This is a genomic window from Microbacterium sp. 10L49, from assembly GCF_056395125.1.
Genome location: NZ_JBFTIW010000003.1, coordinates 1,008,391 through 1,024,532 on the forward strand (window position 1 = coordinate 1,008,391; position 16,142 = coordinate 1,024,532).

General features: G+C 71.3%; 10 protein-coding genes. 2 read left to right on the plus strand and 8 right to left on the minus strand.

Translation table 11 applies throughout. From position 1 onward, the window contains the following. Positions 1-69: 69 nt before the first annotated feature. From AC1DCT_RS12550 to AC1DCT_RS12575, 6 genes are read right to left on the minus strand one after another with little or no spacing between them, the layout of a single operon-like run. Positions 70-750, minus strand: coding sequence for a response regulator (locus AC1DCT_RS12550; RefSeq protein ID WP_477429555.1), 681 nt, complete (start codon positions 748-750; stop codon positions 70-72). After that, positions 747-3,443, minus strand: a complete 2,697-nt coding sequence (locus tag AC1DCT_RS12555; RefSeq protein WP_477429668.1) for an ATP-binding protein — start codon at positions 3,441-3,443, stop codon at positions 747-749. Before AC1DCT_RS12555 ends, AC1DCT_RS12550 begins: the two co-directional genes overlap by 4 nt. Before the next feature lie 41 nt (positions 3,444-3,484). Then, positions 3,485-4,126, minus strand: coding sequence for a potassium-transporting ATPase subunit KdpC (kdpC, locus tag AC1DCT_RS12560; protein WP_477229798.1), 642 nt, complete (start codon positions 4,124-4,126; stop codon positions 3,485-3,487). Positions 4,127-4,158: 32 nt separating this feature from the next. Next, on the minus strand, positions 4,159-6,369 hold the full coding sequence (gene kdpB / locus AC1DCT_RS12565) for a potassium-transporting ATPase subunit KdpB (RefSeq protein WP_477429557.1): 2,211 nt from the start codon (positions 6,367-6,369) through the stop codon (positions 4,159-4,161). Next, positions 6,366-8,066, minus strand: coding sequence for a potassium-transporting ATPase subunit KdpA (gene kdpA / locus AC1DCT_RS12570; protein ID WP_477429559.1), 1,701 nt, complete (start codon positions 8,064-8,066; stop codon positions 6,366-6,368). The genes kdpB and kdpA overlap by 4 nt, the downstream gene beginning before the upstream one ends. Further along, positions 8,066-8,155 (minus strand): potassium-transporting ATPase subunit F, encoded by a 90-nt coding sequence (locus AC1DCT_RS12575; protein ID WP_292718460.1) that lies wholly within the window; start codon positions 8,153-8,155, stop codon positions 8,066-8,068. Before AC1DCT_RS12575 ends, kdpA begins: the two co-directional genes overlap by 1 nt. A gap of 222 nt (positions 8,156-8,377) precedes the next feature. On the opposite strand from AC1DCT_RS12575, the gene AC1DCT_RS12580 reads away from it, so the two are divergent. Both AC1DCT_RS12580 and AC1DCT_RS12585 read left to right on the plus strand, forming a co-directional pair. Beyond that, positions 8,378-9,388, plus strand: a complete 1,011-nt coding sequence (locus AC1DCT_RS12580) for a sensor histidine kinase (RefSeq protein WP_441977435.1) — start codon at positions 8,378-8,380, stop codon at positions 9,386-9,388. Next, positions 9,385-10,044 carry a response regulator transcription factor gene (locus tag AC1DCT_RS12585; protein ID WP_440733001.1) on the plus strand — a complete coding sequence of 220 codons (660 nt, stop codon included), beginning with the start codon at positions 9,385-9,387 and terminating at the stop codon, positions 10,042-10,044. The genes AC1DCT_RS12580 and AC1DCT_RS12585 overlap by 4 nt, the downstream gene beginning before the upstream one ends. 26 nt (positions 10,045-10,070) lie before the next feature. Here the strand turns inward: AC1DCT_RS12585 and AC1DCT_RS12590 are convergent, their stop codons facing one another. After that, the gene (locus AC1DCT_RS12590) at positions 10,071-11,360 is read right to left on the minus strand and encodes a COG4705 family protein (RefSeq protein WP_441977434.1); all 1,290 of its coding nucleotides are present in this window, start codon (positions 11,358-11,360) and stop codon (positions 10,071-10,073) included. Between the two features lie 58 nt (positions 11,361-11,418). Beyond that, a complete protein-coding gene (locus AC1DCT_RS12595) occupies positions 11,419-16,134 on the minus strand; it encodes an NAD-glutamate dehydrogenase (protein ID WP_477429561.1) in 4,716 nt (1,571 codons plus the stop codon). Positions 16,135-16,142 lie beyond the last annotated feature (8 nt).

A 16,142-nucleotide genomic window follows, 5' to 3' on the forward strand; every position in this document is an offset into this window, starting at 1 on the left:
CAACAACCTTTCGAAGGCGGCTATCTGGGATCTCAGACTGAGGTCTCGCTCGTTCGTCAGAGCGGGGGATCAGTCCGGATCCAGCACCAGGCGGTAGCCCATCCCCTGCTCGGTGAGCAGGTGCTTCGGAGCGCTGGGGGTGCGCTCGAGCTTCTTGCGCAGCTGCGACAGGTACAGCCGCAGATAGCCGGTGTCGGTGATCTGCTCGGTGCCCCAGATCTCGCGCAGCAGCTCTTGCCGCGTCACGAGCGCGCCGGGGTGGCGGGCCAGATGCTCCAGGATCTGCCACTCCGTGGGAGTGAGGTGCACGCGGGATCCGCCGCGCGTCACGGCCTTGGCTGCCAGATCCACCTCCACCTCGCCGAAGGCGACCGACGACTCGGCCGGTGCTCCGCCGCGGCGGCGGGCGAGGGCGCGCAGCCGCGCGAGCAGCTCGTCGATCTGGAACGGCTTGGTGACGTAGTCGTCGGCGCCCGCATCGAGGGCCTCGACCTTGTCCGCGGATCCGGTCCGGCCCGACACGACCAGGATCGGCACGTCGCTCCAGCCGCGCAGCGCCTCGATCACGGCGATTCCGTCGAGCTTCGGCATGCCGAGGTCGAGCAGCACGATGTCGGGGTGGGCCTGGGCGGCCATCGCGATCGCGGCGGCGCCGTCGGGGGCGGCGATCACGTCGTAGCCGTGCGCGGCGAGCGTGATCCGCAGGGCGCGCACGAGCTGCGGGTCGTCGTCGGCGACGAGCAGTTTCATCGAGGATCTCCGTCCGTCGTGGGGCTCTCCCGGTTCGAAGCGCGCAAATGGTCGTATTCCGTGCTCGGATACGGCAAAGTGCGCGCTTCGAAACCAGCATCCGCGAGCGGCAGCGACACCACCATCGTGAGGCCGCCGCCGGGGGTGTCCTCGGCCGTCAGCGTACCGCCCATGCCCTCGGCGAAACCGCGGGACAGGGCGAGGCCGAGGCCGAGCCCCGTCGTGTTGTCGGTGTCGCCGTGGCGCTGGAACGGCAGGAACGCGCTCGCGCGCTGGTCCTCGGGGATGCCCTCGCCCCGGTCGGCCACGCGGATCTCCGCGCGCTCGCCGAGGCGGCTCGTCGACACGATCACGCGGACGCCGTCGGGCGAATGCCGGACGGCATTGGTGAGCAGGTTCACGAGCACGCGCTGCAGCAGCACCGGATCCGCGCGCAGCGCCGGCAGCACCGGATCCAGGGCGAGCTCGACATCGGCGGGGCCGAGCGACAGCTCGTCCAGCGCCGAGACCACGCCGCTCGCAGCATCCACCCGGCCCAGCGACACCGCCAGCACACCGGCCTGCACGCGGCTGACATCGAGCAGGTCGGTGACCAGGCGTGACAGCGTGGCGAGGCTCTCGTCGGCGGTCTCGACGAGCTCGGCGCGGTCCTCCGCCGAGAGGCGGTGCGCACTGCGCAGTCCGCCGACCGCGGCGACGGCGGCGGCGAGCGGGCGGCGCAGGTCGTGGCTCAGGGCCGAGAGTAGGGCGCTGCGCACCTGATCGGTCTCGGCGAGCACCGCGGCCTGGCTCGCGGTCTCGCGCAGGTCGGTGTGCTCGATCGCGGCGGCGAGCTGCGCCACGATCGCGTCGAGCAGCCGGCGTCCCGCCGCGTCGAGGTCGACCCCGTGCAGCTCGAGGATCGCGCGCGGCTGTCCATCCGCTCCGATGCCGACCGGCACGGTCTCGACGCGCCCGGCGGCGGTCGATGCCGACGCCGATCCTGCTGCGGCGGATTCTCCGGCCGGGGATTCGCTCGGATCCTCGTCGCTCCGGGCGAGCGGCTCCCCGTCGGCGGCGATCACCGCGCCGTCGGGGGAGAGCAGCCGGATGCCGCTCAGTCCAAACGCCTCGCGTGCTCGTGCGACCAGGGCGGTGGGGGCGCTGTCGCCGCGCAGCACGTTGCCCGCCACCGCGGCGAGGAGCTCGGCCTCCCCGGCCGCGCGCTGGGCGGCGCGGGCGCGGCGGGCCGCCTGGTCCACGACGATGCTCACGAGCACCGCGATCACGACGTAGAGCGCGAGGGCGAGGGCGTGCAGCGGATCCGCGATCGTGACGGTGAACAGCGGATCGACGAAGAGGAAGTCCAGCGTGAACCCGCTCAGCACGGCGGCGAAGAGGGCCGGCCGCAGGCCGCCGATGAGCGCCACCACGACGACCAGCAGCTGGTAGCTGAGCACGTCGGTGGTGATGGATCCGGGTGCCTTGAGCGCGAACAGCAGCCAGGACAGCAGCGGCCCGCCGACCAGGGCCACGGCGAGGCCGATGAGCTGGCGCCGCCACCCGAGGGCTCCGCCTCTGATCGAGGGGAGCGGTCCGCGCCCGCCTGCGGCGGCGTGGGTGACGATGTGCACGTCGATGTCCCCGGAGCGGCGGATGATCTCCGCGCCGATGCCCGGCCCCGTGAGCGCTGCGGAGAGCCGGGAGCGCCGGCTCACTCCGATCACGAGCTGGCTGGCGTCGACGGACTGCGCGAACTCGACCAGCGCGCCCGGCACGTCGTCGCCCACGAGCTGGTGGTAGCTGCCGCCCAGGGATTCCACGAGGCCGCGCTGGGCGCTGAGTGCGCCAGGGCGATCGCCGCGCAGGCCATCCTGCGTGGTGACGTGCACGGCGAGCAGCTCCCCGCCCGCCGAACGCGCCGCGATCCTGGCGCCACGGCGCAGCAGCGTCTCGCCCTCCGGTCCACCGGTGAGGGCGACGACCACGCGCTCCCTGGCCTGCCAGGCGCTGTCGATGCCGTGCTGGGTGCGGTAGCTGCGCAGCGCGCTGTCCACCTCGTCCGCCAGCCACAGCAGCGCCAGTTCTCGCAGCGCCGTGAGGTTGCCGAGGCGGAAGTAGTTCGACAGCGCCGCGTCGATGCGCTCGGCCGGATACACCTGGCCCGCGGACAGCCGGTCGCGCAAGGTCTGCGGGGCGAGATCCACGACCTCCACCTCGTCCGCGTCGCGGATGACGTCGTCCGGGACGGTCTCCTGCTGCACGACGCCGGTGATCTTCTCGACGACGGCGTTGAGCGACTCGATGTGCTGCACGTTCACCGTGGTGATCACGTCGATGCCCGCGTCCAGCAGCTCCTGCACGTCCTGCCAGCGCTTGGCGTTGCGGGATCCGGGCGCGTTGGTGTGCGCCATCTCGTCGATGAGCGCGAGCTCTGGCCGACGGGCGAGCACCGCGTCGAGGTCGAGCTCATCGAGCTGCACCCCGCGGTGCGACACGGCCCGGCGCGGCACCTGCTCGATGCCCCGGGTCTGCGCCAGGGTCGCGTCGCGACCGTGCGTCTCCACGATCCCGATCGCCACATCGCGCCCGGCCTCGGCGAGACGTCGGCCCTCGCCGAGCATCTCGTAGGTCTTGCCCACGCCGGGCGCCGCACCCAGCAGCACGCGCAGGCGTCCGCGGGATCCGGATCCCCCCTCGCGCCTCGCGCCCATCATCGCCTCGCTCACTGCAGGTGCTCTCTCGTCGCCGGTTCTCACCGCTGCAGGGCGTCGAGGGCCTGATTCAGCGCGAGCACGTTCACCCGCTCCTCGCCGAGGAAGCCCGCATCGCGCGTTTGAATCCTAGACTCCACCAGCGAGCGGACGGCGGAGGCGTCCAGGCCGCGCGCCTCGGCGACCCGGTTCACCTGCAGCAGGGCGTACGCCGGGCTGATCTGCGGATCGAGGCCCGACGCCGAGGCGGTGACAGCGTCCGCAGGGACCGCGGATGCGGCGACGTGCTCGCGCGCCGCGATCGCCGCACGGCGCTCGGCGATCGCCTTGACGAGGTCGGGGTTGTTGGGCCCGAGGTTGCTGCCGCCCGAGGCCGTGGGGTCATAGCCGTTCTTGCCGGCCGCTGAGGGGCGGGGCTGGAAGTACTGCGGCAGCGCCTCGCCCTTGGCGTCGGTGAAGGACTGCCCGATCAGCGCGCTGCCGAGCGGCGCGTCACCGCCGGCCCAGCCGCCGACGGGTCGCCCCTTCGCGTCGACGAGGGATCCGTTCGACTGCCAGGGCAGCGCGAGCTGGCCGATGCCGGTGATCGCGAGCGTGTACCCGACGCCGAGGAGGAGGGTGAGCACGAGCATCGCGCGGACGGCGACGCCGGTGAGGCGGACGGTGCCGCGGAGGTTCGACATGGTGTGCGTTCCTTTGGAGTCAGTGGCCGGCGTCAGAAACCGGGGATGAGAGCGACGACGAGGTCGATGAGCTTGATGCCGACGAACGGGAGGATCACGCCGCCGATCCCGTAGATCAGCAGGTTGCGCTGCAGGATCTGCGACGCGCTCGCCGGCTTGTAGGCCACGCCGCGCAGGGCGAGCGGGATGAGGAAGACGATCACGACCGCGTTGAAGATGATCGCGCTCGTCACTGCGGAGGCCGGCGAGTGCAGCTGCATGATGTTGAGCGCCGCGAGCCCGGGGAAAGCACCCATGAACATCGCCGGGATGATCGCGAAGTACTTCGCGATGTCGTTGGCGAGCGAGAACGTGGTGAGCGCGCCACGGGTGATCAGCAGCTGCTTGCCGATCCGCACGATGTCGATGAGCTTGGTCGGATCCGAGTCGAGATCCACCATGTTCCCGGCCTCCTTGGCGGCCGAGGTGCCGGTGTTCATCGCGACGCCGACATCGGCCTGCGCGAGCGCCGGGGCGTCGTTCGTGCCGTCCCCGGTCATCGCGACGAGGCGGCCGCCCTCCTGCTCGCGACGGATCAGGGCCAGCTTGTCCTCCGGGGTGGCCTCGGCGAGGTAGTCGTCGACGCCGGCCTCGGCCGCGATCGCCTTCGCCGTGAGCGGGTTGTCACCCGTGATCATCACGGTGCGGATGCCCATGCTGCGCAGTTCACCGAACCGCTCCGCCAGGCCCTCCTTGACGACATCCTTGAGGTGCACGACGCCGAGGATGCGGGTGCCCGCCTCGCTCAACGACCCCGAGGAGACCACGGCCACCATGAGCGGAGTGCCGCCCGACGCGGCGATCTCGTCGGCGAAGCGCGCGGCCTCGGCGGCGGCCGCCGCGTCGCCGGAGCCCTCCGACTCGATCCAGGCGCGGATCGCGGATCCTGCCCCCTTGCGGATCTGCGTCCCGTCGATCAGGTCGACGCCGCTCATGCGGGTCTGCGCGGTGAACGGCACGGTCTCGGCACCCTCGGGAGCGGCGACCACGATGCCGCGGCCCGCGGCGAGCTCGACGATCGACGCGCCCTCCGGCGTGGGGTCGGCGAGGGAGGACAGTGCCGCGGCGTGCAACAACTCCTCCGCGGAGACCCCGGCGACCGGTCGGACGTCGGTGGCACGGCGGTTGCCGTAAGTGATCGTGCCGGTCTTGTCGAGGAGCAGCGTGGTGACGTCGCCCGCGGCCTCGACCGCGCGGCCCGACATCGCCAGCACGTTGCGCTGCACGAGACGGTCCATCCCGGCGATGCCGATCGCGCTCAGCAGCGCGCCGATCGTGGTCGGGATCAGGCAGACGAGCAGGGCGATCAGCACCGGGATGCTCACCGGCGACGCCGAGTACGACGCGATCGGGTTGAGGGCCAGCACCACCACCAGGAACACGATCGACAGGCTCGCGAGCAGGATGTTGAGCGCGATCTCGTTAGGGGTGCGCTGGCGATCCGCGCCTTCGACGAGCGCGATCATGCGGTCGACGAAGGTCTCGCCGGGCTGGGACGTGATCCGCACCACGATCCGGTCCGACAGCACCCGGGTGCCGCCGGTGACGGCGCTGCGGTCGCCGCCGGACTCGCGCACCACAGGGGCGCTCTCGCCGGTGATCGCCGACTCGTCGACGGTCGCGATGCCGGCGACGATATCGCCGTCTCCGGGGATGGGCTCGCCCGCGACCACGATCACCACGTCGTCCCGGCGCAGGTCGGCGGAGGAGACCTCCTCGGTCGCCGCGCGCTCCGCCGTGGGATCGGTCGCGTCGTCGTAGCGGACCACGCGCCGGGCCATCGTGCTCGTGCGCGTCTTGCGCAGAGTGGCCGCCTGCGCCTTGCCGCGCCCCTCGGCGACCGACTCCGCGAGGTTCGCGAACAGCACCGTGAGCCACAGCCAGACCGCGATCGACCAGGTGAAGCCGTTCGGGACGGGAGTGCCGCCCGAGGCCGCCGCGGCTGAACCGACGAACGGCTCGGCGACCGCCAGCACGGTGGTGATCGCGGCGCCGGCCCACACGAGAAGGATGACGGGGTTGCGCAGCAGAGTGGCGGGATTCAGCCGGCGCAGCGCACCGGGCAGAGCCTGCGTGAGCTGGCTCCAGCCGAAGGCGCGCTGCGGGCGCTTCGGGGATCCGGATCCGTCGCCCGATGCGGGTTCGGGAGCGGGGTGGGTGAGACCTTCGACAGGCTCAGGGACTGAGGGGGTCATGACGGTCATCGGACGAGTCCTTCTGCGAGCGGCCCGAGCGTGAGCACGGGGAAGTAGGTGAGGGCGGTGACCACAACGGACACTGCGATGAGGAGCCCGACGAACTGCGGGCGGTGCGTGGGCAGCGTTCCGGCCGTCTCCGGCACGTGCTGCTGCCGGGCCAGGGATCCGGCGAGAGCCAGCACGAACACGATCGGGACGAACCGTCCGAGCAGCATCGCGACGCCGAGCGCGGTGTTCAGCCAGGGGGTGTTCGCGGTGAGGCCGGCGAAGGCGGATCCGTTGTTGTTCGCCGCCGAGGTGAAGGCGTAGAGCACCTCGCTGAGCCCATGCGGGCCGGGGTTGAGGATCGAGGTCTTCTCCACATCGGCGCGGATCGGCGGGATCGCGAAGCTCAGGGCGGTGCCGGCCAGCACCAGGGTCGGCGTCACCAGGATGTAGAGGCTGGCGAGCTTGATCTCACGCGGACCGAGACGCTTGCCCAGGTACTCCGGGGTGCGGCCGACGAGCAGCCCGCCCACGAACACCGCGATCACGGCGAGGATGAGCATGCCGTACAGCCCGGACCCGACGCCGCCGGGCGCGACCTCGCCGAGCATCATGTTGATCATCGGCATCATGCCGCCGAGCGGGGTGAACGAGTCGTGCATCGCATTGACCGCACCGGTGGAGGTGAGCGTGGACGCGGTGCCGAAGAGCGAGGATCCGAGGATCCCGAACCGCTGCTCCTTGCCCTCCATGGCGGATCCGGCGAGCTGCGTGGCCGTACCGCCGCCACCGAGTTCGAGGGCGCTCAGTGCGATCAAGGAGACCAGGAAGATCGTGCCCATCACGGCCGCGATCGCGTAGCCCTGGCGGTGGTCGCCGACGATCCGGCCGAACGTGCGCGGCAGCGCGAACGGGATCGCGAGGATCAGGATGATCTCGAGCAGGTTCGTCCACGGCGTCGGGTTCTCGAACGGGTGCGCGGAGTTGGCGTTGTAGAAGCCGCCGCCGTTGGTGCCGAGGAGCTTGATGGCCTCCTGCGAGGCGACCGGTCCTCCGGGGATCGCCTGCGCGGTGCCGGCGAGCGTGTGCACCTCGGTGAAGCCGGACAGGTTCTGCACCACGCCGCCGGCGATGAGGGCGAGCGCCGAGAGCACGGCGAGGGGAAGCAGCAGGCGGATCAGTCCGCGGATGAGGTCGACCCAGAAGTTGCCGATCGTGGCGCTGCCGCGACGGGCGAAGCCGCGCACGAGGGCGATGGCGATCGCGATGCCGACCGCGGCCGAGGTGAAGTTCTGCACGGCGAGGCCGGCGAGCTGGACGAGGTGGCCCATGGTCTGCTCGGGCGAGTACGACTGCCAGTTGGTGTTGGCGACGAACGAGGCGGCCGTGTTGAACGCGAGGCCCTCCGGCACCGAGGGCAGGCCGAGCGAGAGCGGCAGGACCTGCTGCACGCGCTGCAGCAGGTAGAGCAGCAGCAGGCCGACGACGGAGAACGCGAGCACGCTGCGCGCGTAGGCCCGCCAGGTCTGCTCGGACGACGGATCAACGCCGATGAGGTGGTAGAGGCCGCGCTCCACGCGCAGATCCTTGGCGCCGGTGTAGACGCGGGCCATGTAGTCGCCAAGGGGGCGGTACAGCAGCACGAGGACGACGATGAGCGTGGCGGCCTGGAGCACGCCGAGCCAGAGGCCGGCGCTGTCGAGTGACGCGGCGCCCATCAGAACTTCTCCGGGGCGACGAGGGCGACCACGAGGTAGCCGATCGCGGCGACGGCGAGGACAGCGGCGATGATCTCGATGACGATCACAGCTTCTCCACTCCCTTCGCGATCAGTGCGACCAGGGCGAACAGCGCGAGCATTCCCGCGACGTAGATGATGTCGAGCACGGATCCGATCGAACCGGTCCTGAGAGCGCCGGATCGGGATCCTCACGACTCCCTCACGCGCCGCTGCGGGATCCATGCACCTTCCGCACGGACCGGTGCCGAGTGCGGGCCCGCCGGAGGCGCGCCAGGGGATGATGGACGCATGACGCGACGTGCGCACCCGCCGGATCCGCTCGATCCGCGCCGCTCCAGCCGTGCGATCGGCTGGCAGGTCGCCGGGGTCTCGGCCGTTCTCGTGCTCGTCGGCGCCGCGCTCGCGATGGGCTACCTGTTCTGGCAGACCAGGCCGGCAGAGGAGGCGGGGGTCGATCCGGGCAGCGTCCGCGTGTTCGTGGAGCCGGCCAACCTCGTGATCGCCGGCCTGGTCGTGGGTGTCGGCGCAGTGCTGTGCGCCGGCGGTGCGGCCTGGCTCATCGCCCGCCGCGCGGTCCGCCCGCTTGCAGAGGCCGCCCGCATCCAGGAGCGGTTCGTCGCCGATGCCAGTCACGAGCTGCGCACCCCGCTCGCCGTGTTGAACGCGCGGGCGCAGCACCTCGCGTTGCTCACGCCCGCGGACGACCCCCGCCACGAGATCGTCGGAGCGCTGCGCGCCGACGCCCGGATCATGTCGGGCGTGGTCGATGACATGCTGGCCGTCGCGACCGGCGCGCCCGCCCGCCGCGGCAGCTGCGTGGTCGCCGACGTGCTGACCGAGGTCGCGGCCGACCTCGCCGTGCTTGCCGCGCAGCGCGAGGTCTCGGTGCGGGTCGAGCTCCCGGCGAGTGCCGTCCCGGGGCCGGTCGTCGCGGCGCTGCCGGAATCGGAACTGCGCCGCTGCCTGGTCGCGCTGCTCGACAACGCGATCGATCACTCCCCGTCGAACGGGACGGTCGTGGTCTCGGCGGCGACCGAGGACGACATGGTGCGCGTCACCGTCCTGGACGGCGGATCCGGCATCGTCGGGATCGCGCCGGAGCGCATCTTCGACCGCTTCGCTCATGGCGCGGCGACGGCGCGGGAATCCGACGACGTCGCACGCACACGGTCCGGCATCGGACTTTCGCTGGTGAAGGAGGTCGTCGAGCGCCACGGCGGAGACGTGCGGGTCGTGCGCACCGGGCCCGAGGGCACCGCGTTCGCGCTGAGGGTGCCGCTCGCGGAGGGTGCGCGATGACGGGGCGGCTGCTGCTGGTCGAGGACGATCCGCGTCTCGGGCCGATCATGGGTGACGTGCTCGGATCCGAATGGCGCGTCGATCTGAAGGGGACCGCCGAGGAGGGGCTGGCGGCGGCGCTCGCCGCGCGCTACGACGTGATCGTCACGGATCGGCGGCTGCCCGGCATGAGCGGCGAGGAGCTGGTGCGCGAGCTGCGCCGGCGCCGGGTGGCGACGCCGATCCTGATGCTCACAGCGCTGGGCGAGGTGCGTGACCGGGTCGATGGCCTCGACGCCGGCGCCAACGACTACCTCGTCAAGCCCTTCGAGTTCGAGGAGCTGAGCGCGCGGCTGCGGGCGCTGACCCGCGACTACGGCGGACCGGAGGAGGGCCTCGCGATCGGCAGCTGGGTCTTCCACCCCGACGATCAGAGCATCGAGTCGCCGTACGCGGGGCGGATCCTGCTCACCGAGGCCGAGAGCGCGTTCCTGCACGTGCTGGCCGCCGAACCGGAGCGGACGTTCTCCCGCGAGTATCTGCTGCAGGCCGTGTTCGCCCGCGGCGAGAGCCTCACCACGGTGGAGACCTACGTGCACTACCTGCGACGCAAGACCGATCGCGACCTCATCCAGACCGTCCGCGGCGCCGGCTACCGCCTCGGCACACCGGCCTGATCGACGGCGACCCAGACGATCCCGGCTCAGGCGCCGAGATCCTTCAGCAGGGTCGCGAGCTCGGCCTGCTGCGCGGCGGGCGCCGCGGCTTTCACCCCCGGATGATCGATCGCGTAGGTCTTGAGGATCGCGTCCATCTGCTGATCCAGGAACGTCCAGGCGGTCTGGTCGGCGGCCTGCAGCGCGTTCGCGTCGGCGTCCCACGCGTCGCGCATCTTCTGAACGGTGGCATGCGATGCGGACGTATCGCCCGCCGCATCCTGCTTCGTCGCGGTCTGCGCGAGCGCGATGTACTTGGCGACCGCCTCCTTCGGCAGATGCGCGGTGACCTGCTGCGGCGAGAGAGAGGCGACCGGACCGGTCGAAGCGCCGTCGTCGGCTGCCGCGGCCGCCTGGTGGGGCGCGAGTGAGGCGACGGTGAGGATCACGGCGGTGGCGACGCCGAGGGCGACGAATCCGATCAGGCCGATCCGTTCGCGCTGCGGGCTGGTGAACACTCGGGAGACGTGGGTCGCGTCGTAGGTCTCCACCACGTCGCGGCGGCTGATCGCGAGGTAGATCACGGTGGCCAGGATCAGCCCGAGGAAGATGATGCTCGTGGCGAAGGTGCCGAGGCCCAGGCCGACCGGCTCGCCCGGGTTCGCGGCCTGCGTCGGGGAGCCGAGGAAGTCGCCGATGTTGGCGCCGAGCGGCCGCGTCAGGATGTAGGCCAGCCAGAACGACAGCACGGGGTTCGCTCCACCACGCCACAGCGCGGTGATCGCGAGGATCAGTCCGAGCGGCAGCAGCACGGCGACCCCGGGGCTCCAGCCGGTCAGCTCCAGCGTCCAGTCCCCGGTCGCGGTGCCGAGTGCGAACGTCACGAGCACGGTGAGCCAGTAGAACGCCTCGCGCGGGCGGGTGTCGATGGAATGGATCGACAGCGTGCGCTCCCGGGCCCACCAGATCCCGAACACGGCCGCCAGCAGCACCGAGAACACGGCGGAGGAGACCCACAGGGGCACGCCCAGCTGGTCGGTCAGGATGTCGGTGTACAGGGTGCCGGTGATCGAGATGACCACGACCGTCAGCCAGTACGGGAACGGCGAATACCGCTTGAGGCTCAGCTGCACCGCGAGGACCACGACGAGCACGCCCGTGAAGATCCACGCAGTGTTGCCCAGGCCGACGCCGAGTGTGAGGTTGATCCAGTCCGCGAAGCTCTCGCCGACCGTGGTGCACAGGATCTTGATGATCCAGAACCAGATCGTGACCTCGGGGACCTTGTTCAGCAGGCGTCCCGCGGTCGCCGCTCTCGCAGTGCTCGTCGTCGTCATGCTTCGACGCTAGGAGCGAGGCACCAAGGACCCGCCAAGGATCCGATGACGCCCCGGGTCAGCGCACGAGCGAGCGCAGTCGACGCAGGGCGACCGAGAGCACGGCGATCCCCGGCCGGGGGACTGCGGAGGCAGCGGCGAGGGCTGACGCGGCACGCTGCGCCGTGCTGCCGCCGCCCTCGAGCCACCGGGCGTACCGCTGGTCGAGCTCGACGTCGCCCGCATGGGTCTGCACCGACGCGGTCAGGTCCACGAGCACGGCGTACAGGTCGTCGCGCAGGGACGCGCGGGCCATCGACTGCCAGCTGTCGTCCTGCGGCAGCCCCGAGACGCTGGTCAGCAGATCGTCGAAGCGGATCTCCCCGGAGAGCAGGAAGTAGGTGCGCGCGACGTCTTCGAGATCCCAGCCTCTGGCCTGGGCGAGCTCGATCACGTCGAGCAGTCGCAGCGCCTCGAGCAGCCGGGCGCCGCGGTGCGCGAGATCCTCGGGCACTCCCGCGTCGGAGAGTGCCGCCTGCCGTGCGGCGAACTGAGCCGCCTCGTCGCCGTGGAAGAAGTCGGGGAGCCGCTCGGAGAGGATCCGCACCGGCTCTGCGAACCGGGCGATCTCCGCGCCGATGTCGACGCCTTCGGAGCGATGCTGCACGAACCAGCGCGCCGCGCGGTCGAGCAGGCGCCGGAAATCCAGATACAGCCGAGTCTGAGTGCCGGTGTCGACGAGGTTGTCGGTGGCCTCGACCGCGACGACGAAGCCGCGCAGGTCGAAGATCTCCCGCGCCGCGACATAGGCCCGGGCGATCTGCTCGGCGGTGGCCCCGGTCTCCGCGGCCGCGCGGTCGGCGAACGTGATCCCGCCGCGGTTGACCATCGAGTTCACGACCGTGTTCACGATGATCTCCCGGCGCAGCGGATGCTCGGCCAGGCGCTCGCCGAACCGCTCGCGCAGCGCGCTCGGGAAGTACTCCGCGAGGGTCTCCGCGAACCAGGGGTCGTCGGCGAGGTCGGTCGCGGCCAAGTCGGTCTTGAGGGCGAGCTTCGCGTACGCGACGAGCACGGCGAACTCCGGTCGGGTCAGCCCCTCGCCGGCCTCCACGCGCTCCTGCACCGTGAGCCGGTCGGGCAGGAACTCGATGTCGCGGTCGAGCTCGTCGCGCGCCTCCAGGGTCTCCATCAGCCGCTCGTGCACGGGCAGCATGATCGCGGCGTTGGCGCGGGAGTTGCCGAGGAGCACGTTCTGCTCGTAGTTGTCGCGCAGCACCTGCACGGCCACCTCGTCCGTCATCGACGCGAGCAGGGCGTTGCGGTCCTCGATGCTCAGCACGCCCTCGCGCACGAGCGCGCCGAGCAGGATCTTGATGTTGACCTCGCGGTCGGAGGTGCCCACGCCGGCGGAGTTGTCGATGGCGTCGGTGTTGATCTGCACGCCCGCGTGCGCCGCCTCGATGCGGCCGCGCTGACTGACCCCGAGGTTGCCGCCCTCGCCGACGACGCGCACCCGGAGGCTGCGCCCGTCGACGCGGATCGCGTCGTTGGCGCGATCGCCGATCTCGGCGTGCGACTCGGTCGACGCCTTCACGTAGGTGCCGATGCCGCCGTTCCAGAGCAGGTCGACGGGGGCGAGCAGCACCGCGCGCTTGAGCTCGTTCGGAGTGAGCGCCGTCACCGCGTCGTCGAGTCCGAGCGCCGCCCGCATCTGCGGCGACACCGGGATCGACTTCGCGCTGAGCGGGAAGGCGCCGCCGCCCGCGGAGATCAGCGCCGGGTCGTAATCGCCCCAGGACGAGCCGGGCAGGCGGAACAGCCGCAGTCGCTCCGCGAAGGACACGGCGGGATCCGGATCCGGATCGATGAAGACGTGACGGTGGTCGAACGCGGCGATCAGCCGGATGTGCTCGGACAGCAGCATCCCGTTGCCGAACACGTCGCCGGACATGTCGCCGATGCCGACGACGGTGAAGTCCTCGGTCTGGGTGTCCGTGCCCAGCTCACGGAAGTGCCGCTTGACCGACTCCCACGCGCCGCGCGCCGTGATACCCATCGCCTTGTGGTCGTAGCCGACGGAGCCGCCCGAGGCGAAGGCGTCGTCGAGCCAGAAGCCGTACTCCTGGGAGATTCCGTTCGCGATGTCCGAGAACGTGGCGGTGCCCTTGTCGGCGGCCACGACGAGGTACGGGTCGTCGCCATCACGTCGCACCACGCGATCGGGCGGCAGGATCCCGTCGGCCGTGCGGTTGTCGGTGAGGTCGAGCAGCCCGCGGATGAACGTCCGATAGGCGGCCTTGCCCGCCTCCAGCCACGCACCGCGATCGGCGGCGGAGTCGGGCAGCCGCTTGCCGACGAACCCGCCTTTCGAGCCGGTCGGCACGATCACGGCGTTCTTCACCATCTGCGCCTTGACCAGCCCGAGCACCTCGGTGCGGAAGTCCTCGCGCCGGTCGCTCCAGCGCAGGCCGCCGCGGGCGACCGCGCCGAAGCGCAGATGCACGCCCTCGACCTCGGGGGAGTAGACCCAGATCTCGACCATCGGCCGGGGCGCGGGAAGATCCGGCACCCGCTTGCTGTCCAGCTTCATCGACACCCACGGCTTCGGCTGCCCGTCGGCGCCCTGCTGGTAGAAGTTGGTGCGCAGGGTCGCGTCGATCACGCCCAGGAACGCCCGCAGGATCCGGTCGTGGTCGAGGCTCGCGACACCGTCCAGCCCCTGGAGCACGCGCTCCCGGATGCGGGCCTGCGCGTCCGGATCCGCGGCGTCCGGGGCGAAGCTCGCCGCGAAGAGGTGCACCAGCGACACCGCGATCGTCGGGTTCGTGATCAGCGCTTGGTCGATGTAGCCCGTCGAGAACGCGGATCCGATCTGCCGCAGATAGCCGCCGATCGCGCGCAGGATGACGATGTCGCGCCAGTCCAGCCCCGCGTGCACGACCAGCGCGTTGAGGTTGTCGTTCTCCGCGGCGCCCGTCCAGATCGCGAGGAACGCCTCCTCGAACTGCGCCGCCCGCGTCTCGTCGCCCCAGAGTGCCGCATCGGACAGCCGCAGGCCGAAGTCGGAGATGTGCCGCCGGGTGCCTTCCGGGAGTGTGACGGTGTGCGGGCGGTCGTCGACGACCTCGACGCCGAGCGCGGTGAGCATGGGCAGCACCTCGGCGAGCGGGCGCGGATCCACGCTCACCACGGTCAGGAAGCGGCGCGTCTCATCGTCGCCCTCGGCGTACAGGTGCACGGCGACGCCTCCGGAATCGTCGAGCCGTTCCAGTCGCTGCACATCGCCGACGGCCTCCTCGGGCGTCGCGAACTCCTTGTACGACTCCGGGAAGGCCGCGCTGTAGCGGGCGTGCAGGGTTCCGGCGGTCTCCTCGTCGTATGCGCCGTGCAGCGCGTCAACGAACTCCGAGTCCCACGTGCGCAGGGCGGCCGCGAGGCGCGCGTCCAGGTCGGCCGGGTCGATCGCGGGGATATCGCGGTCCTTCGGCATCCGCATCACGACGTGCAGCTGAGCGAGCGGCGACTCGCCCACCTTGGCGGTGTACTCCAGGGCATCGACGCCGTAGGCGTCCTTCAGCAGCGCCTCGATCCGCAGCCGCACGGGGGTGTTGTAGCGGTCGCGCGGCAGCAGGACCAGCGCCGACACGAACCGGCCGAACTCGTCGCTGCGCGCGAAGATCGCCGCGCCGCGCCGCTCACGCAGCCGGCTGATCCGGGTGGCGACCGCGAGCAGGTGCTCCGGGGAGTCCTGGAACAGCTCGTCGCGGGGGTAGTCCTCGAGGATCTGCTCCAGCTCCTTGGCCGAGTGCGACCCCGGCGCATGGCCGGAGGCCGCCAGCACCTCGGTCACCTTCGCGGCGACGATCGGCAGGGCGGTCACGGAGGAGGCGTAGGTGATCGACGTGAACAGGCCCAGGAAGCGGTGCTCCCCGGTCACGTTCCCCGCCTCGTCGAACGAGCGCACGCCGATGTAGTCGAGGTACACGGGCCTGTGCACGGTGGATCGCGAGTTGGCCTTCGTGATCGTCAGGATCCGCGGCTCATGCGCGGTCGCGCGGGCCTCGGGGCGCAGATGGACGACGCGGCTCGGCGCGTCGCGGAGGATGCCGAGGCCGGTGTCGTCGATGGGGCGGAGCACGTCCTCCCCGTCGATCGCGTCGAGCGCGTAGGCGCGGTAGCCGAGGAACGTGAAGTGGTCGTCGGCGAGCCAGCTCAGGAACTCGGTGCTGCGGGCGATCTCCGCGGGAGCGGCGGCCGGCGGCGGGGACGTGCGCAGCGCGGTGACGATGTCGAGGCAGGTGCGTCGCAGCACGCTCCAGTCCGCGACCGCGGCGTGCACGTCGGCGACGACGGAGAGGATCCGGGAACGCAGCGCCTCCCGCTGCTCGACGGTCGGGATCCGGTCGGTCTCGAGGTGCATCCACGACTCGGATCGGCCGCCCAGGCCGCCGACCTCGAGCAGCCGGCCCTCGTCGTCGCGGCGGACGGCGACGACCGGGTGCAGGAGCAGGTGGACGGTGGGCCCCTCCTCGGCGATGGCCGCGGCGACGGAGTCGACCAGGAAGGGCACGTCGTCAGTGCAGATCTGCACGATCGTCCGCCGCGAGGTCCAGCCGTTCTCCGCGATGGTCGGCGTGAAGACGGCGACCCGCGTCTCGCCGGGGCGACGCCCCTCAGCGAGGTCGACCATCGCGGTCAGCGCCCCCGTGACGTCGCGGGGATCCCGGTCCTCCAGGCCGTCCTGCGGGAGCCTGCTGCGGAGCCGGTCGATCAGAGCAGTGGTCTCGGGCATCGTCGTCC